Raw genomic sequence first — 20,239 nt, forward strand, 5'->3', positions numbered from 1 at the left:
ATAGTGTTAAAGGTGGACGGAGAGCCGAGCAAGTGGAAGCCTACCGCAACCCCTCAATCACAGTGAAAGAGTTGCGAGAAATCACTGATACGATTAATGAATATACACGTTTTCAAAGTTTTGAAAACCGTGTATTAAAAAATGCCATTGAAGAAATCAACGCCCATACGTCCTTTAACGTGTCTTATGAGAAAGTCAAAAAAGGACGTTCGATTGATTCTATTGTTTTTCATATTGAGAAGAAACGCCGAGCGGACGATAACAGCTACAAGTTGGAAGATACGGCTTTTCAAGTAGATAAAAAGCAAAAAGAACAAAGCGAAGCTGTTCTAGTTAAGCAGGCAATGGAAAGCAAGTACACACGATTATTGATTGAAAACTTTCTCTTATCCCCTCTTGAAATGACGGACACGGCACTTATGGCAGGTTTGCAAAAGAACGTCTATCCGCTTTATGACGAGTTAAAGGAATTAAGAGGGTTTGAGGGAGTAAAAAAACACCTATCGTATGTTCATGATAAGCAAGAGCCTTACTCTAAAGGGAACATTGCGAAGTATCTTAAAAAGGCGATTGATCAATACTTACCAACTGTAAAATTACAAGACCTTGAACAACCAGAACGTGCAAGTGTTCGAGGTAAAGGAGAAATCCATGAGTGAAAATTTAAAAACCATAAAAGAAATTGCGGATGAAATAGGTGTTTCAAAGCAAGCTGTATGGCAAAAAATAAAAAAAGAATCGTCAATAGATTTACGTCAATTTACGTCAAAAAAAGGAAATACCGTTTACGTTGACGTTGATGGTCAAAAAGTTATTAAGAATGCTTTTTTTAACAAAACGTCAACTAAAAAACGTCAACAAAAAGTTTTTGTTGACGACAACGTGAATAATTCAGTTGATGGCAATCCAGAGGGGAATGAAGAGATTTTATTTTTAAGGAATCTAGTGTCCGAACTCCAATCAGAAAAAAAAGAGCTTCATAAGCTATTAGACCAGCAACAACGTCTAGCCTTACAGGATAAAAAATTACTAGAAGAGTATAAATCAGAAATCAATGAATTGAAAGCTCTTAAAATGCCTCAGGAGGATATGAAAGATGGCTCGTCGATAAGGGGTGAGGCGCAGGAAGAAATTGAACGACTGAAAGCTCAATTGAAGTTATCAGAAGAAGAACGAAACAAGGCAAAAGAAAAAGAGCCGGTAAAAACAGAATCTAAAAAATGGTGGCAACTATGGAAATGAGAGGGGATCAAATGAGTCATTCGGAACAAATGATTGAAAACCAGTTCATACAAATCTTAAGTGAGAAAGAAAGGGCGTTCGATTGATAGCATAGTCTTTCATATCGAGAAGAAACGTTGTGCTGACGATAATAGTTACAAGTTGGGAGATAAAGACTATCAAGCCGATAAAAAGCAAAAATCAAGAAATGAAGCGGACTTACTAAAACAGGCAATGGAAAGTAAATATACAAGACTTTTATCTGAAAATTTCTTAATTGGCATGAATGATATTATGGATACAGCCACAATGGTAGGCTTACAGAAGAATGTTTATCCGCTTTATGACGAACTGAAAGAATTAAGAGGGCTAAATGGTGTCAAAGACCACTTGTCTTATGTTGCCAGCAAACAAGAAGCCTATTCTAAACGTAATGTAGCGAAGTATCTCAAAAAAGCAATTGAGCAGTACTTACCAACAGTTAAAAGGCAGGATTTATCATGAGTGAAGAATTAAAAACAATAAAAGAGCTGGCGGACGAATTAGGTATTAGTAAAAAGTATTTACAAAACAAAATCAGTTATGAAAAAAAGAAACAAAATTTATCTATCGGAAATTGGAAAAAAATATCCGGAAAAAATACAATAGTATTATCTGACAAAGAACAAACATTAATAAAAAGTTGGTTAAACAGTCTAGAAGATAAGCAAGAAGACAAAGCAGACAGTCTAGAAGATAAGCAAGAAGACAAAGCAGACGGTCTAGAAGATAAGCAAGAAGACAAAGCAGACAGTCTAGAAGATAAGCAAGAAGACAAAGCAGACAGTCTAGAAGATAAGCAAGAAGACAAAGCAGACGGTCTAGAAGATAAGCAAGAAGACAAAGCAGACGGTCTAGAAGATAAGCAAGAAGACAAAGCAGACAGTCTAGAAGATAAGCAAGAAGACAAAGCAGACAGTCTAGAAGATAATCAAGAAGACAAAGCAGACGGTCTAGAAGATAAGCAAGAAGACAAAGAAAAATCCTATCTTAAAGAAAGAATTTCTGTTTTAGAGAAATTCTTAGATAAAGAACAAACATCAAATTCGGAATTAAAAAAAATTATTCAACAAACTCAAAACCTCTTAGACCAGCAACAGCGTTTAGCCTTGCAAGATAAAAAGTTGCTAGAAGAATACAAGGCGGAGAATGACAGCTTAAAAGCTCTTAAAATACCATCAGAGGACACCAAAGAGGAACAGACAGACAAACAATCGCAAGAAGTAAACAACGGTTCAGAACAGCCGATTGAAGCACCTAGAAAGTGGTATCAATTTTGGAAGTAAAATATAAAATGTAAGGAGCGATAAATATGAAAATTAATTATGATGAAGTCTATCAAGTGGAATTAATCAACGAATTGTCAGCAAGGGTCTATGGACGATTACTAAATATTTGTATCAAGGCAGGGTATGACTTAGACGGTTCTGTTGCAAAGTTTTTCTGATAAGTTTATTTTAGGGTAAATTAGAGTAAAAGGATAGCTTGGAGGAATGAAAATGGATCATTTTAAAGGCAAACAATTTCAAAAAGATGTGATTATTGTAGCCGTTGGCTATTATCTTCGTTATAACCTCAGCTATCTTTTTCTATTATTCTACCTTATTTGATAGTAGATTTAAAACTTTGCAACAGAACCAAGATATCTATGCTATCTTAGATACTTTTTTCGTGAATTTATCTAGATATCAAAAAACAATGAATTCTTGAAAATATTGTCTTAAAGTTAGAAACCTAAACGGAAGTTCAACAATGTCTCACTGATTTCATCTTCATTGATCCCGATATAGCGTTTGGTGATTTTTTCGCTGCTGTGACCGAATATTTCCATGAGTGTAGCCACGTCTTTGGTTTTCTTGTAATAGTGGTAACCAAATGTCTTGCGCAGCGTGTGCGTGCCAATATCGTCCCGATCTAATAATGCGGCGACCTTTTGAAACATCTGATAGACCGTATTGACTTCTAAATGACCGCCTTTAGTACTGGGAAACAAATAATCTTCTGGCTTCAGGTCTTTCGTGTAGTCCTGGATCAACTCCTGCAGGCTGCTTAAATATAAAATGCGTGTTTTTCCGGTTTTTTGCTCCACAATACGTGGGTTTTTCGAGGAAATCACGTCTTTTTTCTTTAATTTCACGATATCAGACATGCGTAAACCGCTATTAATGCCGATCAAAAACAAGAAAACGTCGCGTTCGGCGTTTTTGTTGCGTCTTAAACAGAATAAAAAGTCGTTGATTTCTTGCTGCGTTCGTAATGGTTGTACATTATAACTCATTGAAATGGTCTCTCCTCTCACAAAAAAGATACATGATTTCATTCATTATACCACGAAATCGTGTATTGGACACCGGTATAAAAAAAGAACCCTATAGATATAGGATTCTCGATACACGATTTTATATAATTTCATGTGTCTTGTATTCAAGTCACGCCACAAGAGTATGGTTGACATATCATTTTGACTTTGAACATCTAGATAAATATAAATAAATAATAGAGATAAAAAATGTAGTGTAATCCTTAATTATCTCTATTACTCGATTAATTTGAAGGTGTGCAATCATTCTTTAGACTGCCCTTAGCAATCGAAGTCCATTCAAAATAACAACCAATGTACTTCCTTCATGAATAATGACACTGATGGCAATATCCGTTAAGCCCAAGAAACTAACGACAATTAAAAAAGCAACAACGGCCATTGAAAAAATAATATTCTGCCAAATAACACGGTTCATTTTCGAAGAAATATTATGAGATTGTACCAATTTTGATAAATTGTTTTGCATTAAAACTAAATCAGATACCTCTACTGCCACATCAGTCCCATCTCCCATAGCGATTCCCACATCTGCATTAACAAGAGCAGGAGCATCATTTACACCGTCTCCAACCATGGCGGTCACACCGTATTTTTCTTTTTGTTCGTCTATTATTCTGGATTTGTCTTCCGGCATGACATTTGCAATCACTTCATCTATTCCCAATTGTTTAGCAACCGCTTTTCCCGTCATTTCTGAGTCACCAGTAATTAATGTGGTGTGTATACCTTGTTTTCTGAAATACTCAATGGTTGCTTTTGCATGTTCACTTGGAATGTCCATGAGGGCAATAAGGCCTAGAACCTCTTCATCTACTGCTACGTACACGACTGTCTTACCTTCTGAAGCCCATTCATTATTTAAACGACTATACTCATCTGAAACATCATCAAACGAAGTCGGTTTTCCTATACGATAATTTCTCCCTTTGTAATCTCCTGTCAATCCTTTACCAATCTGGTTTTCTACATCAATAGTTAGTTTGTTTTTTTGCTCAAACTTTCTTAGAATAGCATCTGCTAAAGGGTGATTGGATTCTTTTTCAAGAGCTACTACGATATCAATCATGTTTTCTTCGTTCACGGAATCAGCAAAATAATAATTGGTTACTTCAGGTTTTCCTTTGGTCAAGGTGCCCGTCTTATCAAATGCAATTGCTTTAATATCGGCTAATTGAGACAGGTAAGAACTACCTTTTGAAAGGACTCCTTTTTTGGCTAAATTAGAAGTCGTCGATAGCGTTGCCGAGACAGTAGCTGCTGCTAAAGCACACGGTGAAGCTGCAACTAAAAGGACTAATCCTCTATAGACACTTTGTGACCATGTCCAATCAAGTAGAAAAGGTGCCAATAACATGAATAACGGAATGGCAATTAAAACAACTGTGACGTATTTGGGTTCAAATTTTTGGATAATACTCGCAGCTTTTGTTTGGTTATCTTGGTTCTGGTTCACTAATTGTAAAATTTTTGAAAATACTGTATCTTCGTTTTCTTTGGTGACTTTCATCGTGAAGCTACCTGTTCCATTAATTGTACTCCCGAAGACGCCATCTCCTTTGTATTTCTCTTTCGGGATACTTTCTCCATTAATAGACGACTCATCAATGGATGTAGATCCAGACAAAATGACGCCATCAATAGGTACTTGATCGCCATTCAAAACTTGAAGTTGATCTCCCACTTTTAATTCACTGACATCTACATTTTTTGTACTGCCATCAGGTAGGATTAACCGGGCAGTCGTTGGATTCATTTCGAGTAATTTCGTTATTTCTCGTTTGCTTCTTCCTTCTGCATAATCTTCCAAAAAATGTGCTCCAGAAAAAATAAGAATCAATAATGTTCCTTCCCAAAAATTCCCCATTAAAGAAGCTCCGATTGCCGCTAATCCCATTAAAATATGAGAATTAGGCATGAACTTTTTTTGGTTTTTTGAGTTCTCAATTGTTTCTCCAAGGCCTTCAAGAACAATGACATGATACCCAGCGCTGATTGTAGCGAGTGAGAACATGATGTTTTTTATGAATTGATATTCGTCACTTAAGAACAGCGCAACAATTGCCAATGCTAAACCAATAAAGTACAAAATAATTGGCATTTTCCCATGATCATGGTCATGATCGTGACTATTATTTTCGTGTGAGTGTTGCTCTTGAATCTCTTTCATTTCTATCACCCTTCTTAATAAAACTATTTTTTTGAAATCGTAACGCTTACGAATTACATATGAAATAACATTCATATGTTTATGCGTTCATTATATATTGCTCTATCTGATTTGTCAAAAAAATAGTTATCTTATTTAGTTAATAAAAAAATTGGACTATAAAACAGCTCTGCTTATGGAAAAACCTTGCTTTATAAAAATCTTGTGCTAACCTAAACATGAACGAACACACATATGAAAGAGAGGAAGTTTTATGAAATCATCATCAACTTCTCCGTTAACAAATGATTCTATCCAAGAGGTAAGTAAGATATTTAAAATGATTAGTGACCCTACACGTCTTTCAATTTTATTTCTTTTACAGAAAGAAGAACTTAGTGTTGGAGTAATTGCGCAGTCTTTAAGTATGGAACAATCAGCCATTTCTCACCAGTTAAAAACTTTAAAGACTTCAAGATTAGTAAAATCAAAAAGAGCTGGTAAAAATATGATTTATAGCCTTGACGATCTTCATATTTTTAGTATTCTTGAGCAAGTTTCAACTCATATCGAAGAACAAGAAAAAGAAAAATAAAGACAAACTACAAGGTTAAAATGATTTTACAATTCATTAGTTCAAATAAAAAAAGACAGCGTGAAGTGAACCCCAAATATTGGACGAAACTTTAAGCGACTTTCTGGGTTGTAAAAATTCGATATTCAACCGGACTTTTATAACCCAGTTTTGTTTTAATTCTAGAAAAATTGTAATCATTTATCCAAACCGATATTTGTGAAACTAACGTTTCATAGGTATCGGTTTCTTTTTGATAAAAAGCCTCAGCTTTCATAATATGAAAAAAGCTTTCCATTGTTGCATTATCTAAACAAGTTGCTTTGCGAGACATACTTTGAAAAATACGATGTTCTTTTAAAATATTAACCCAATCTTGATGTTGATATTGAAATCCTTGATCTGAGTGGACCGTAGTCCGGTATTTTAAATCCTTAGGGATTTTCTTAACTGCTTGTTTTAAAACGGTTGTTGTAAATTGAACAGTTGGATGTTTACTAATTTGATGTCCTAGAATTTCACCTGAAAATAAATCATAAATACATGTAAAATAGGCACGCTCATCAATCGTTTTGCCTCCCCAACGGATCTCAGTAACGTCTGTCACTAATTTTTGATAAGGTCGATTTGTAAAGAATCGGCGGTTAATCAAATTCTTAGCAACGGTACCAACAGTACCCTTATATGAATTATACTTACGGGTACGTTTGTTAAATGCGGAAGAAAGTAACTGCATTTCACGCATTAAGATTAGCACTTTTTTATGATTTACTAAGAAATTCATTCGGCGTAATTCACCAGTTACACGACGATAACCATATGCCGGATGTTTCTTTTTAATCATTTGAATTGATTGTTTAATAACTTGTTTATCATTGTTGGATGAACCGTCTGGTTCATGACTAATAATGTATTCATAAGTACTCTTAGCCATACCGACGACTTGCAAAATTTTAACTAATTTATGTTTAAGCCTTAGTTCCTTGATGATTTGTGCTTTTTGGCTTCTTCTTCCTGGACTAAGGCTCTTAATTTTTTTAAGTATTCATTCTCAATCTGTAGTAATTCATTTTCTTCTCTAAGCCGTTCTAATTCAGTTTGTTGCTTTTTCTTCGATTGTTTATCAGCTGACATAATTGTTTGCCGTCCTTTGGAACGATATAAGGCATCAGCACCTTCAATCTCCCACGTATGTTGCCATTGCCAAATAGTTCCGACATTTGAGATATTAAAATGAAGTGCAGTTTTCGGATAAGAAGCCTTATTCGTTTTCATCCATTTTAAAACATTCAGCTTGAATGAACCATCAAAAGATTTCTTTGGAGATAGAATATCAAGGCCATTTAGGCCAAAGGCCTTATAACGTTGCACCCAAGAAGAAACCAAAGATTCACTTTTAATTCCATATTTCTTTGATAATAATTTGTAACCTGACGATGATGAAAGATATTCCTGAACAACTTTCACCTTTAATGTTTTAGAATACTTGGTCAATATAAAACCCCCGATATTGGATTTTGGTCCAATACCGGGGGTTCACTTCAAGTCTCCTTAAAAGAGGCTCAGCGTTTTTTTAAATCTGTGACCAGACGTCCGCTCCCAAAGTAGGGAAGAGAGGTACGATGCGGCCTAGTTGTTCAGCTGTATATTGAAACTCAATTGCTGGTAATAAAACGTTAATTGCATCGGCAGCATGTTCACTAACTTCAGCTGCTCCTACAAGATGATGGTCTTGATCGTAAATCAAGGTGTTATCACCAATTGTTTCCTTATCAACTTGGCGGAACCATCCGTCAGGAAGATGATTAGTTTTAATGGTGTAATCAGGATTTTGCTGAGCTTCTTCGACGCTCATACCAACCTGTGCGATTTGTGGTGAGGTAAAGACAATGGTTGGGATGGGCGGATAGTTGATTGCGTCAGTAGTCTTTCCTGTGAAAAGTTGGGTTAAATAACTAGATTCAAAGATCGCAGTCGGGGTGAGCTTAGGCTGTTCTTTATCAAGCACATCACCAGAAGCATAGATGTTATCAATGTTAGTTTGAAGATGATCGTTAACTTCGATCCCGTTAGCATTGTAACTAACGCCTACTTCGTCTAATCCGATGTTTTCGATGTTAGGAATTCGTCCGGTAGCATCCAAAATCCAGTCGGTGGTGAGGGTTTCGTGATCGTTATAAGACACGGTAAAATGAGAACCGTCTTCCTCAAAACGATCCACCTGAGCGTTGTAAATGAACTTCACCCCTCGTTTTTCGAGGTCGGCAATGACTTGTTTTACGTAATCTTGATTAAATTTGCGCAACGCCCGATTATGGCGTAAAAGTACAGTGACGTTCGCGCCGGCAGCATTGGCAATCGTGGCAAATTCCATGCCGATATAGCCCGCGCCAATAATTACGATATTTTCAGGAAGCTGTTTGAGGTTCATAAAATCGGTACTGTCATGCGTAAGTTCTGAGCCCATAACATCTAGATGGTGGGGACGTAGCCCCGTTGCAATCACGATTTTGTCAGCGGTGTAGCGCTGTTGATCCACTTCGATGGTGTGAGCATCAACAAATTTTCCACGACCGTGAATAATTTCGATGTCAACAGAGTCGAGTAAACCAGTAATCATGTCCGGCAAGCCGTCGATGACTTCGTGTTCATGTTCTACATTGGCAGTCCAATCCAGCTTTAAGTCACCATTTACAATGCCATCAAGGCGTTCTTGGTGGCGTAAAAGTTGAACCGGGTTGTCCAGCGTAATTTTCGCGTTGCATCCACGGTTTGGACAAGTTCCCCCGATTTTGTCCGCTTCGATAATGGCGACTTTTTTACCACTATTAGCTAGTGGAACCGCCCCGTCGAAGGCACCATGCCCCGCGCCTAAGTACAAAACATCAAATTGATAACTTTCAGTCATTTAATTACCTCCATCCTAAATTTAGGTGAATAAACAATTACCATTGTTGGCACGAGCATAGCAGAGGATAGTTGCGAGTTGCAAGCGATTGCAACTGAAGAGAACAAAAAGCAATCCTTAACTTTAAATAAGGATTGCTAAAAAATATCTTACTAACGTTTTAATGATTTAATCGATAGCATTGAAATACCACCAATCAAGGAAAAAATAAATGAAACAATAAAAATTCCAGAATAACCAAAAAGACTTATGACGGCAGCGGCTAAAACGGGTGCGATAGCTTGTGTAATTGTATTACCTAAGTTGTAAACACCTAAGAAAAATGCAACACGATTTTGATCGGGGATAACTTTTAAGTTTAATAAATTATCAAGTGCGTTCCATAAGCCCATTCCTAAACCGGTAGCTAAGGCGTAAAGAATAATACCAGTATTATTTCTTAAGAAGAACAGGGAGAGACCTGCAATTGCTAATAAGATAGTTGAGAGACCTACTGGTAATTTCAGTATTTTAAATTTATTAGATAGTGGCCCAGCGACTAATCCCATCAAAATGCCAAAAATAAGCATAATCGGTAGATTGTAAAATTAATCCGAACGCTGTTCGGACAAAAAAGATCAGCTTCCTTTAAAATGGTGTTTACCACAAACCCATCTTTTAGGAGCTGATCTTTTGTCTAGTATAACCTATTCCGAACGAATTAAAATCGAAACCTTTTGTGAACTAGGGCTGTCCAATATCCAAATGGGCGTTCGGCTGAACCGATCACCGTCAACAATTTCTTATGAATTATCTCGATGTCAACCTTATCAGGCTGAATTAGCACAAACAGATGCCGAATACAAGCGATCACGATGTGGTCGGAAAACTAAGCTGGTCACCAGGAATGATTGCTCACGAATTTAAACTAGCTACTAAATCTATTTATAATTGGCTAAATAAGGGGAGAATTGATTTCTCCTTGAATGATCTACCTGAACATGGCGTACGCCAACGGCGTAACGTTGACCAACGATCCAAATATAATCAATCTTTGGGGCGATCAATTGAACAGCGTCCCATGATGATTAATCAACGTAATCGCATCGGCGATTTTGAACTAGATACAGTCGTTGGTCCTCGTGGGCATAGTAAGGCAGTTTTATTAACTTTAATCGATCGCAAATCACGGTTCCTTTGGGCATACCGGTTAAAAGATCGGACGACAGCGACTGTTAATGAAGCACTAACTAAGTTCCTAACCACTTTTAATGGTCCGGTGCACAGCTTTACTGTGGACCGTGGCACTGAGTTTAGTGGGCTAGTATCACTTGAATCACAATATGGTATTAAGACCTATTACTGCCATGCTTATACGCCAGCTGAACGTGGTAGTAATGAACGCTTTAATCGGAATTTACGTTATTTTTATCCTAAAGGGACTCGTTTTGAGCACATTAGTGCTCAAGATTTAACGACGACGTTACTCCAAATTAACCAGCGACCGCTTAAAATACTCGACTGGCAAACACCGTATCAGGTTATGCTGACAAATTTGTCCAAAAATTCGGATTAAATTTGCAATCTACCGAATATCCACTAATAGTGTATATCTATAGTTACATTATTCCACTGCTCAATGGCCTGTATGAAAGTGAAGAGCCAGATTTCACAGAACAATTAAATTCCTATAGTAAAGACTTAGCAAAGGAGATTATTCTTGATTTAATTGGAGCAACGGGTATTGATATACAAGAATTTGATAAATTAGCTATGAAGCTTTAGTTGTACTAATTGCAAATGGGACTACGGAAACTTTTAATAGATTTATCGAAAAGTTCAGCTAATCACTGTTTTTTTTGCATATGGTCAGGAGGTGGCGATATCATGATTAATTCATAGTAAATACGGGTATGAGTTTCCGGAGTGGGCACAGGCGGGTGCTCGGCTCGATAAGATGGTGTAAGGATAATAGACGTCGTGCTAAATAGCGTGGCGTTTTTATTTTGCCCAAAATTTGGAGGTGGCCGGCATGGGCCAGATGGTAAATAGCAGATTTGGCCTTGTCAGTCGCACAGAGACACGTTGCTTGGGTGACTTAGAACATCAGCTTAAAGATGGACGGTGGTAACGTAAAAAGCCGCAGCGACCACATAAGCCGCGTATTACAGTGTGGAGAAAAAACAAGGTAACAAGCGTGAAAAAATAAAAGAAGACCAGATTTTGGTCTTCTTAAAAATGATAATTTATTTATCGTCTTTATCTAACTTTTCCTTTACGTTATCAACCGTATCTTTAACAGCATCTTTGGCATCTGACAGTTTATCTTTAGCCTTACCTAGAATACCTTGACCCTTACCTTCAGCTTCGCGGGCCTTGTCGTTCGTAACCTTGCCTTCAACTTCTTTAGCTTTTCCACTTACCTTATCTTTGGTGCTATCAATTTTGTCATCTAGATTCATAATATAACCTCCCATAATGTATTTGTTACAACAGTATTATTCCACATTTTAATTTGCTTGTCTAATAAGGAGATCCTACAAGAGATAGTGTGAATGACACTTATAAGGTAGATTGCAAATTTAAATATTGATTAACTGATCTTCAATTGCTCAATCATTTACGTTCTAAGAAGCCTAATACAGATAAATTTGGCTAATTATCCATGTAATTTTTGTTGCAATGTATCACCAATGCCATCTACTTTCTTAGCAGCCAAGACGGTGCCACCGATGAGGACACCACCTACAATGAGCGTAGAAGCAATCATAAACTTAAATACACTTTTCAAGACGTCCATAAAATTCCCCCTTACTTTTTACTGGTTCGACCAACAACTAATGAAACAATCAGAACTAAAATAATTGCCCCGATGATCGATGGTATCAATGCCATGCCAGCTAACGAAGGGCCCCAAGTGCCAAGGAGGCCTTGGCCAATCCACGCACCGATTAAACCAGCTACGATATTTGCAATCCAGCCCATAGCAGCACCACGGTTAGTGATTGCGCCAGCAATGGCACCAATGATTGCCCCGACGATTAATGACCAAATAAGTCCCATATTTACTCACCCCCTTAGTTAACACGACTAGATTTATTGTCAGACGTTACTTTATCAACGCTGTCACTTAATGTTTCCTTCGATTTATTTGCGCCCTTACTGACGGCTTCCTTCGTTTTGTCTGTAGCATCGCTCACGCGATCTTGCAGAGAAGTCGAATCTTTTTCATGTTGCTCCTTTGTCTTGACATCAACAACATTCACATTTACCTCAATTACTTCTAAGTCGGTCATATTCTTTACTTCCCGAACGATAACATTTTTGATCTTGTCATACAGTTTAGAAATATCAATGCCGTATTCAGCAACAATGTCGAGATCCACTGCAACCTGCTTTTTTCCAACCTCTACATCAATTCCTGATGTGACATCGGAAGTATTAACTAGTTTTTCAGCAACATTTGCGAAAAAACCGCCATCTACGGTTAATAAGCCATCTACTTCAGAAAGTGCAATACCAATTATTTTTTGAATAACCTTATCATCAAATGTTAAATTGCCTTTAATACCAGACTTTTCGTTAGTTGTTGTTTTTTCACTTGGCGTTCCGTTCTGCATAATTTTTCCTCCTTATAATTCAAACAGTTATTTAAAAACATTTGTTAAGATACCAGTTTTTTGAATATAATAACCCGCGGTAATCCCGATTACCATAAAAATCAAAACAAAAAGCGTCTTTAAAAATCCAAAAGTGATGATAAGGACCGCTAAGAGCAATCCTATAATTCCACCAATTAGTGGCCAAAAATAGGCTTTAATGAGTTCGGTCACGTTATCACCTCCTAGACAACTCGAGATTGATGCACATTAGCGTCCGACTCATTGAAATCAACGAGTCGGATTTTTATTTTTTTCTGTTCAGAAATTCCAAGACAAATACGCAAATCTTTTTTTAATTGATTGAGAAAATTTGCAGTCTGTTTCTTGGCATTGACTGAATTTAGTAGATCACCCGATATTTTAAGTGTGATCCTTTTTCGTGATAACTTAGCTGATACCTTGGGGTTACCAATAAAGGGTTCATGTTGAAGTGCTGAAAGAGCAAAATGCTCAATAGCTTTCTTACTGATGGTAACTTGACCATCAGACTTTTGGTGAAGATATAATGACTGTGACCGTGGCCAAAAAAGTGTGATAATCAATAAAACAATTAACACCGCCGCCAGAATTATCCCACTCCAAAAAAGGTATATCGGTTCGTACTGATCCAACCAATCAAACTTTAATTGCATGGGTGTGCTAGTGCCAATGGCCGTTGACCAATTTTTAAAGACAAGAACTATGGACAAAGGAAATGCAAGGATAATAACAACTACTATTAAAGCCTTAAATATAAATCGCAAATCATCACCACCTTTACCATCATTATAGCAGACAGGTAGTGATGATGAAATTATATGCACTTATAAGAAACCAATTAAAATTTTTATTTGACTAAACCAACCTGGCCACTAGGGTATACCTTATTGGCTTTACTTGGCTGTATGAACTGATGCCACCTGCAATAGTTCAGTAGGATTATCCAAATTAGGCGATATTTATCAAACAGTATGCAAGCTAATTTCGTGCTTGAAGATGGTAAAGGTTTGATATACATGCTGCTGTCACCACACAGAGGTCACCAGCCCCGAATAGCCAGATTCAGTTCCAGGTCTGCCGGACCCAAGACGACGAGCAGGGTTGTTTCAATAATCACCACGAAAGAAGGTTGCCAAGTTTTTGACAAGCATCAACGCTGCAATAAGGACGGTAAGCTAACCGTAACGCCAAAAGCTGATAAAACCGCGGAGTATGCTGGTAACCCAGCAAAACCAACGATGCCAGCGCCTAAGCCAACGGTTACTAAAGTAGTTAAGATGATCCAGACTGGTCATCACCAAACTTAATTTGATCGATTGGTGGCTTGGTTCAAATAATTGCTAGTCTGAGGGCTCAGCACGTGTACTAAACACATTAAGGAATGACTGATGACCAAAATAGGAGGAATCAACATGGCTGATAATGTGTTAATGGCCTATCATATTGTGCATGATCCCGATGATTGGGCGAAACATGTGTTGAATACGAAAAAGTTGTATAAGTGGCGGATCACTGAACAGACGAGAGGGATGCCAGTGATTTAAATTTAAAGTTTAAGTATGCTATTATAATATAAACGTGATTTATTAAGACCACTTAATTAATAATAGGACTTTAGCATGATTTCAAATATTTTCGTGCGAAAGATAGGCCCCATTTAAGGGATATAAGGGGATATTAGTAGTTTCTATTATAATTTAAAAAACCGATAGCCTTAATAAACCGGGATTTTAATGACAACATTTTATTTGAAATAGTGTGAAAGGTAGGTTTTTTATGTTAAGGAATAATTACTTTGGAGAGACTAAAACGCATTATAAACTGTATAAACGCGGTAAGAATTGGGCTGTCATGGGGATTTCATTATTTTCACTGGGATTAGGGATGCTAGTTACCGGCCAGCCAGTGTCAGCTGATGTGACAGCCACCAGCACCTCAAGCAGTGCAGCAAAGGCTGAAACGACCAGTGCAAGTAGTAGCAGTGCAGCAAAGGCTGAAACGACCAGTGCGGGTGGAAACCAGATTGTAGCGCAGACAGCCACTAATGTTTCTAAAAATGATGCAATAGTTACAACTAAGTTTGCTCAAAACTATGATAGAAGGGTATTGGCAGGTTCAGTTACCAATACGGGTTTCTCAGTTAGTGATCCAGATTATCCATCTGGGATGTGGATTGATCCAGATAAATCTCATTACAGTTATGAATGGTTGGGTTCTGTTGCAAAGTTTTAAATAAAGAATAAAATCCCTTACGGTATCTATGATTTAAGCTGGGATTCCCAATAATACCTTGATTTCAGTACAGACCGAAAACCCGAAGAGAGTGCCTTCTTTTCGGGTTTTCTTATATAATCCTCGAATGGCTTCCATGCCTTTAATCGTGGTAGAGGCAGTGCGTAAACTTCGATAGAATTTATTGCGTCTCTTTACTGGACGATGGTCTTGTTCAATCAAATTATTCAGGTATTTAATGGTACGATGTTCTGTCCCTTGATAAAAGCCGTATTCTTTTAGTTTCTTAAAGGCACTTGTAATAGAGGGGGCTTTATCTGTGACTACAACCTTCGGTTCATCAAACTGCTTCACTAACCGCTTAAGAAAAGCATAGGCTGCTTGTGTGTCCCGTTTTTTACGTAACCAAATATCTAAGGTTAAACCATCTGCATCGATGGCTCGATACAAATAATGCCATTTTCCTTTAATTTTGATGTACGTTTCATCCATTTTCCATGAATAAAAGGATTTTTTATTTTTCTTTTTCCAAATTTGATAGAGTAGTTTGCCATATTCTTGCACCCAACGATAAATCGTCGTATGAGAAACGTTAATGCCACGATCATATAAGATTTCTTGAACTTCACGATAGCTAAGGTTATAACGAAGATAGTAGCCCACGGCTACAATAATCACATCCTGCTGAAATTGCTTTCCTTTAAAATGATTCATCGTCATTCCTCCTGCTATCTTTTTCTATTATTCTACCTTATTTGATAGTAGATTTAAAACTTTGCAACAGAACCTATTAAACCATTCAAGCGAAGCCATGACTTTAACATATCTTGGATTGGACCAAGCAAGTCGAGAGAACATATTAGACCAAATTGATTTTGGGTAATGAATGTTTAGAACTTAGTAGTCGTCCAAAAACGACTACTTTTTTTGTTGAATCGTCCAAGGACGATTCGATGCTTTTGACTTGTAAGAACAGGATTGAATGAAGCCATACTGTTCGCATATTTTTAGTGGATGAACAAACAAAATACGAGAGATTTTTTGTTCGTTCATCCATGGTTTTAGAAAAAAGAGGGACGATTTCGGAAGAAGAAAATCGTCTCTTTTTTTTCTTCTTTTTGTATGACAAAAAGAAAGATCTTTTGCCCATTTTATTTTTATAAAATGGGTAGGTGGCGTTCGCGTAAAGCAAATCGACACAATCCAAAGGGGATAAAAGGGGAAAGTGAAACTTCCCCCTTTTCAAGCCACATTGTAATACAAGAACGAAGTGCTTTGTATTACAATGTGATAGCTTGCAGTATTTATGGGTTTATATTTTCTATTTTGTTATAATGATTGTAACCGAATAGGGCGCAATGCTTATTACAAAATCAATGACAAAGGGCGATTGAGGAATGAGCGCTGGGGCATTTTATCTTTGAGGAGGCTATTTATGGATCAGAAAGAAGTATCACAAAATCAAACAAAGTACATTCAATTTAGATTATCTGAAGAACAATACAATAAGCTGAAAATTTCAGGAGAAACATATGGACTCTCTCCGAATCTTTATGCGAAAAAATTAGCACAAAAATCTCATTTAAAAAAACCTTATCTCGAACATGACCAAGCGAAATCTTTATTATTAGAACTCTCAAAACAAGGAACCAATTTAAATCAAATCGCCAAGAAACTCAATCAATTCGATCGGATGGACAACCAAGATAAAGAGCTGATCGAGGCTTTACGCTATACATACGGAGTACTCGCTCAAGCTCAAAAGGGGTATAAAGAGTTATGGCAACAATTGCAAAAATAAGCAATGGCGCAAGTGCAGCGAGCGCCCTTAATTATGCTTTAGGTCAAGACAGACCTATGCATGAAAAAACTGAACAGTGGCTACAAGACCATCAATTGGAACGTCCTGTGGAGCTGACAAATTGTCGGGCAGTTGCCGTGGGTGGAACCAACGGGATTGATCCCTTTATCGCCAAAGAACAATTTCATGTCATTCGACAACTTCATAACCAAACCAAAGAATCCAATCAGGTCTTGCGTATTACCCAATCTTTCGCCTTAGATGAACTGAATCCGAAAGTACAAAAGGACTGGCAAAAAGCCAACGATTTAGGCGTTGAGTTAGCAGAAAATCTCTATCCTAACCATCAAAGTGCTGTGTATACGCATTTAGACGGAAAAAATCACGTCTTACACAACCACATCATTGTCAATAAGGTCAATTTAGAGACAGGAAAGAAATTAAGAGAACAAAAAGGAGAAAGCGTTCAACGAGCACGAGAAATGAATGATCGACTCGCTTCTCGAGAAAACTGGCACATTTTAGAGCCACCAAAAGAGCGCCAAACAGAGACAGAAAAAGAACTAATCGCCAAAAATGAGTATTCTTACATGGATGATTTGAGAGAAAGAATCAATAAATCGCTTCAAGATGTCTCTGTGAGCTCATATGAGACGTTTAAAGAGCGTTTATCCGATAATGGTGTAATTCTATCAGAAAGAGGCCAAACGTTCTCATACGCCTTTTTAGACGCCAATAATAAGCAAAGACGAGCACGAGAGACCCGATTGGGTTCTGATTTTGGAAGGGAGACCATTTTACATGAGTTGGAAAACCGAGCAAGACAAAACGAATTTAGAGCTGTTGAACAACGAGAACCAGCGATTACTCCGCTTGAGCGAGACACTCAACAAAGAGAATCAGAAATTGTTAGCCTTGAACAAGCAATTGAACCAAGAAAATCAGAAGCTCTCAAGCGAGAATCAAAAATTAATCGATTTATTGACACAATCAAACAGCTTGCAGGACGAGTACCAGAACTTACTCAACGCGTTACAAGAAAATTAAAGCAAACAAAAGAGAAAATCCTCGAGGATTTTGAACGTCGCTTTTCAAAGGACATGAAAAATTACGAGCAAGAACAACAGAAAAGCCTAGAAAAACAAGCGAATAGAGACGTACAGTCCGAAAAGAAGCCAACAAAAGATCATGATCGGGGGATGAGTCGATGAATAAAGATGAACAACTCGTTGTTCAAGTATTAAATGCTTATAAAAATGGCAAAATTGATTTCAGTAACGTTCCAGAACTAGACCGCTTAGTCCGTCAAGAAGTTAATAAAGACTTTCGGGACTACCAAGAAAAAATAGAAGCTGTTGCGAATCAAAAAATTGAGTCTGCCATTCAAGAACAACTCCATCGTTTAGAGGCAGAAAACTTAAAAGCGACCATACTGAAAGACATTCAAGTTGAAAAACAAGCATTACTCGCTTTGAAAAAAGAACTGAATGAACAAAAAGAGCAGATAAAAGCAGATCGCAAACGTGAGATTGTCGAACGTTACGGTATTCTGATTGCGAACATTGTCTGCCTGTTCTGTTTCTTAGTTGTCGGTATTCTCATCGGACGATGGATTTATAAAGGTATCTGGGATGGTTGGGGTTTGCATATTTTGTATGACACAGTGATGGAAATACAGCCTAAACATCCTTATGGGGCAGTCGTTCTTGGATTAGGTGGTTTTGGTTTAATCGGTGCTGGCATCTATGGCAGTTTTCGATTAATGTATACCGCTTCAACATGGTTTGATCAACGTCCAAAAATCTTTAAAAGAATCTTTCCGAAAAAATAGAGAGTGAGGTAATCCTGTGGTTTTAGAAAATAAATTAGGCTTAACAAATTCAGCAGAATTAGCTAAACAAGAAGAGTTATTAACGAAAAAAAGAGCCAAAGAATTGTTTGAGTCTGGCAAAATAGAGGATCTGGAAATTGGGACGTTTCAAGGCTTATCTGATATTCATCAGTTTTTATTCCAAGATATTTACGACTTTGCAGGAAAAATTCGAGAAGTGAATATTGCGAAAGGAAACTTTCAATTTGCGCCACGTATTTTTTTAGCGCAAACACTTGAATATATTGATAAATTACCTCAAGAAACATTTGATGAAATTATTGATAAGTACTCGGATATGAATGTGGCGCATCCTTTTAGGGAAGGCAATGGACGAGCCACTCGTATCTGGTTGGATTTAATTCTTAAAAATAAACTACACAAAATCGTCGATTGGAATCAAATTGATAAGGATGAATATTTAAATGCCATGATCCGTAGTACAGTCAGCACCAATGAATTAAAATATTTGATTCAAAAGGCTTTAACTGATGATTTAGGAAAAGAACAATTCTTTAAAGGAATTGATGCGAGTTATTATTACGAGGGCTATTACGAAATTAAAACAGAAGATCTATAAACACGTATAAACACGATTTAAAGGAACAGACTGCTCAATATAAAACTTGAGCAGTCTGTTTCTTTTTTTGGATGATTTTGACCTTTGATTTTAAATTTTTGAAAAAAATAAAAAAAGCGAAGCCTATATTACATTTATCTTATATATTTTAATCTTTTGTTCTTTTGCGTGAAAAAAAAGTCAGTGGTAGCAAGGAAGGACAGATTTTTATAGCAACAAAAAACGATGTATATAGCAACAAAAAACGATGTATATAGCAACAAAAAACGATGTATATAGCAACAAAAACTTGATTAAGTTGCTATATATTTGTATAATGAAAGCATAGAGAAAATTGACGTCTAAATCACTTCTCTATGCTTAATCACAAAACACTCACAAAGGAGTTTTTCTATGTCTATTATATCAGAAAATCAAAAGCAGGTGTATACCTTGAATGAAATCGAAAAACGTAAAGTGGTCGAGCATAATAGCTTGATTACTTCAATCGCTAAAATGCAAAAGACCGCTTTAAAAATGTTTGAATTAGCCGTGTCTTGCATTGATACAGAAAATCCGCCCAAAGATAATATAATCTATCTTTCAAAAAAAGAATTATTTTCTTTTTTTGATGTATCTTCAGCAAGTAAACATACTCGTTTTAAAGAAGCGATTGAGTATATGCAGAAACAAGCTTTTTTTCAAATTAAAGAAGAAAAAAATAAAGGGTATGAAATGACAAGTATCGTCCCAATACCAACTGTTAAATGGAACAGCTACAGTGACGATGTAATGATACAATTTAATCAATTTATTATGCCTTATCTGATTAATTTAAAGGCAGAATTTACACAGTATAAAATCTCTGAATTGAAAGAACTTAATAGCAAGTACAGTCTTATCTTATATCGTTGGTTAGCTATGAATTATAGCCAGTACGAGCATT

The 20,239-nt window shown here is 36.8% G+C and carries 22 protein-coding genes and 5 pseudogenes; 15 read left to right on the forward strand and 12 right to left on the reverse strand.

What is annotated here, in order from left to right; translation table 11 throughout:
* From N0K73_RS08035 to N0K73_RS08055, 5 genes and pseudogenes are all read left to right on the forward strand, one after another.
* Positions 1–659: pseudogene (locus tag N0K73_RS08035) on the forward strand (RepB family plasmid replication initiator protein); the annotation flags it as partial.
* Positions 652–1,242: a RepB-like protein gene (locus N0K73_RS08040; RefSeq protein ID WP_057974805.1), complete on the forward strand. Its 591-nt coding sequence runs from the start codon at positions 652–654 to the stop codon at positions 1,240–1,242. The pseudogene N0K73_RS08035 and the gene N0K73_RS08040, both read left to right, overlap by 8 nt.
* Positions 1,243–1,308: 66 nt before the next feature.
* Positions 1,309–1,725: pseudogene (locus N0K73_RS08045) on the forward strand (RepB protein); the annotation flags it as partial.
* Positions 1,722–2,546 carry a hypothetical protein gene (locus N0K73_RS08050; RefSeq protein ID WP_269024300.1) on the forward strand — a complete coding sequence of 275 codons (825 nt, stop codon included), beginning with the start codon at positions 1,722–1,724 and terminating at the stop codon, positions 2,544–2,546. The pseudogene N0K73_RS08045 and the gene N0K73_RS08050, both read left to right, overlap by 4 nt.
* A gap of 213 nt (positions 2,547–2,759) precedes the next feature.
* Positions 2,760–2,843: pseudogene (locus tag N0K73_RS08055) on the forward strand (IS6 family transposase); the annotation flags it as partial.
* A gap of 143 nt (positions 2,844–2,986) precedes the next feature.
* Here the strand turns inward: N0K73_RS08055 and N0K73_RS08060 are convergent.
* Together N0K73_RS08060 and N0K73_RS08065 are read right to left on the reverse strand one after the other, a co-directional pair.
* Positions 2,987–3,538: a tyrosine-type recombinase/integrase gene (locus tag N0K73_RS08060; protein ID WP_003680030.1), complete on the reverse strand. Its 552-nt coding sequence runs from the start codon at positions 3,536–3,538 to the stop codon at positions 2,987–2,989.
* 292 nt (positions 3,539–3,830) lie between these two features.
* A complete protein-coding gene (locus tag N0K73_RS08065) occupies positions 3,831–5,750 on the reverse strand; it encodes a heavy metal translocating P-type ATPase (RefSeq protein WP_003680028.1) in 1,920 nt (639 codons plus the stop codon).
* A 253-nt stretch (positions 5,751–6,003) separates the two neighbouring features.
* On the opposite strand from N0K73_RS08065, the gene N0K73_RS08070 reads away from it, so the two are divergent.
* Positions 6,004–6,324, forward strand: coding sequence for an ArsR/SmtB family transcription factor (locus tag N0K73_RS08070; protein ID WP_086270979.1), 321 nt, complete (start codon positions 6,004–6,006; stop codon positions 6,322–6,324).
* 91 nt (positions 6,325–6,415) lie between these two features.
* Here the strand turns inward: N0K73_RS08070 and N0K73_RS08075 are convergent.
* The 3 genes from N0K73_RS08075 to N0K73_RS08085 form a co-directional block, all read right to left on the reverse strand.
* Positions 6,416–7,797 (reverse strand): IS3 family transposase gene (locus N0K73_RS08075; RefSeq protein ID WP_146303378.1). Its coding sequence is split into 2 segments (ribosomal slippage): positions 6,416–7,344 and positions 7,344–7,797, totalling 1,383 coding nucleotides; the frame shifts between segments, so codons are not numbered across the junction.
* A gap of 79 nt (positions 7,798–7,876) precedes the next feature.
* Entirely contained in the window at positions 7,877–9,211 is a 1,335-nt protein-coding gene (locus N0K73_RS08080; RefSeq protein ID WP_002831210.1) for a dihydrolipoyl dehydrogenase family protein, read from the reverse strand.
* A gap of 152 nt (positions 9,212–9,363) precedes the next feature.
* Complete coding sequence (locus tag N0K73_RS08085; protein WP_003680729.1) at positions 9,364–9,780, reverse strand: MFS transporter; 417 nt, start codon at positions 9,778–9,780, stop codon at positions 9,364–9,366.
* Between the two features lie 103 nt (positions 9,781–9,883).
* Here N0K73_RS08085 and N0K73_RS08090 point away from each other — a divergent pair.
* A pseudogene (locus N0K73_RS08090) lies at positions 9,884–10,766 on the forward strand (IS30 family transposase).
* Between the two features lie 670 nt (positions 10,767–11,436).
* Here the strand turns inward: N0K73_RS08090 and N0K73_RS08095 are convergent.
* The 6 genes from N0K73_RS08095 to amaP form a co-directional block, all read right to left on the reverse strand.
* Positions 11,437–11,652, reverse strand: a complete 216-nt coding sequence (locus tag N0K73_RS08095; protein WP_057974798.1) for a CsbD family protein — start codon at positions 11,650–11,652, stop codon at positions 11,437–11,439.
* A 197-nt stretch (positions 11,653–11,849) separates the two neighbouring features.
* Positions 11,850–11,990, reverse strand: a complete 141-nt coding sequence (locus N0K73_RS08100) for a hypothetical protein (RefSeq protein ID WP_003681696.1) — start codon at positions 11,988–11,990, stop codon at positions 11,850–11,852.
* Positions 11,991–12,001: 11 nt separating this feature from the next.
* The gene (locus N0K73_RS08105) at positions 12,002–12,253 is read right to left on the reverse strand and encodes a GlsB/YeaQ/YmgE family stress response membrane protein (protein WP_003680323.1); all 252 of its coding nucleotides are present in this window, start codon (positions 12,251–12,253) and stop codon (positions 12,002–12,004) included.
* A 14-nt stretch (positions 12,254–12,267) separates the two neighbouring features.
* Positions 12,268–12,810 carry an Asp23/Gls24 family envelope stress response protein gene (locus N0K73_RS08110; RefSeq protein WP_041095698.1) on the reverse strand — a complete coding sequence of 181 codons (543 nt, stop codon included), beginning with the start codon at positions 12,808–12,810 and terminating at the stop codon, positions 12,268–12,270.
* 27 nt (positions 12,811–12,837) lie between these two features.
* Entirely contained in the window at positions 12,838–13,023 is a 186-nt protein-coding gene (locus N0K73_RS08115; RefSeq protein WP_041095700.1) for a DUF2273 domain-containing protein, read from the reverse strand.
* Between the two features lie 11 nt (positions 13,024–13,034).
* The gene (gene amaP / locus N0K73_RS08120) at positions 13,035–13,595 is read right to left on the reverse strand and encodes an alkaline shock response membrane anchor protein AmaP (RefSeq protein ID WP_041095702.1); all 561 of its coding nucleotides are present in this window, start codon (positions 13,593–13,595) and stop codon (positions 13,035–13,037) included.
* Positions 13,596–14,243: 648 nt separating this feature from the next.
* On the opposite strand from amaP, the gene N0K73_RS08125 reads away from it, so the two are divergent.
* Both N0K73_RS08125 and N0K73_RS08130 read left to right on the forward strand, forming a co-directional pair.
* The gene (locus tag N0K73_RS08125) at positions 14,244–14,375 is read left to right on the forward strand and encodes a DUF5839 family protein (protein WP_220096583.1); all 132 of its coding nucleotides are present in this window, start codon (positions 14,244–14,246) and stop codon (positions 14,373–14,375) included.
* A 232-nt stretch (positions 14,376–14,607) separates the two neighbouring features.
* Positions 14,608–15,063, forward strand: a complete 456-nt coding sequence (locus N0K73_RS08130) for a KxYKxGKxW signal peptide domain-containing protein (protein WP_057974796.1) — start codon at positions 14,608–14,610, stop codon at positions 15,061–15,063.
* A gap of 33 nt (positions 15,064–15,096) precedes the next feature.
* On the opposite strand, the gene N0K73_RS08135 is transcribed toward N0K73_RS08130, so the two are convergent.
* Positions 15,097–15,777: an IS6-like element IS1216 family transposase gene (locus N0K73_RS08135; RefSeq protein ID WP_001015311.1), complete on the reverse strand. Its 681-nt coding sequence runs from the start codon at positions 15,775–15,777 to the stop codon at positions 15,097–15,099.
* Positions 15,778–15,838: 61 nt separating this feature from the next.
* On the opposite strand from N0K73_RS08135, the pseudogene N0K73_RS08140 reads away from it, so the two are divergent.
* From N0K73_RS08140 to N0K73_RS08165, 6 genes and pseudogenes are all read left to right on the forward strand, one after another.
* Positions 15,839–15,946: pseudogene (locus N0K73_RS08140) on the forward strand (site-specific integrase); the annotation flags it as partial.
* 552 nt (positions 15,947–16,498) lie between these two features.
* Positions 16,499–16,864, forward strand: coding sequence for a plasmid mobilization protein (locus N0K73_RS08145; RefSeq protein ID WP_003131442.1), 366 nt, complete (start codon positions 16,499–16,501; stop codon positions 16,862–16,864).
* Complete coding sequence (locus tag N0K73_RS08150) at positions 16,843–18,075, forward strand: relaxase/mobilization nuclease domain-containing protein (protein WP_057974802.1); 1,233 nt, start codon at positions 16,843–16,845, stop codon at positions 18,073–18,075. The genes N0K73_RS08145 and N0K73_RS08150 overlap by 22 nt, the downstream gene beginning before the upstream one ends.
* Positions 18,072–18,695, forward strand: coding sequence for a cell envelope integrity TolA family protein (locus tag N0K73_RS08155; protein ID WP_042219812.1), 624 nt, complete (start codon positions 18,072–18,074; stop codon positions 18,693–18,695). Before N0K73_RS08150 ends, N0K73_RS08155 begins: the two co-directional genes overlap by 4 nt.
* A gap of 16 nt (positions 18,696–18,711) precedes the next feature.
* Positions 18,712–19,314, forward strand: coding sequence for a protein adenylyltransferase Fic (gene fic, locus N0K73_RS08160; RefSeq protein ID WP_057974803.1), 603 nt, complete (start codon positions 18,712–18,714; stop codon positions 19,312–19,314).
* A 393-nt stretch (positions 19,315–19,707) separates the two neighbouring features.
* Positions 19,708–20,239, forward strand: a 532-nt coding sequence (locus N0K73_RS08165; protein ID WP_284068671.1) for a replication initiation protein, incomplete at its 3' end; no start/stop codon positions are given.

Origin of the sequence: Dellaglioa algida (assembly GCF_030127605.1) — a bacterium.
In the GTDB taxonomy this organism is placed as follows: domain Bacteria; phylum Bacillota; class Bacilli; order Lactobacillales; family Lactobacillaceae; genus Dellaglioa; species Dellaglioa algida.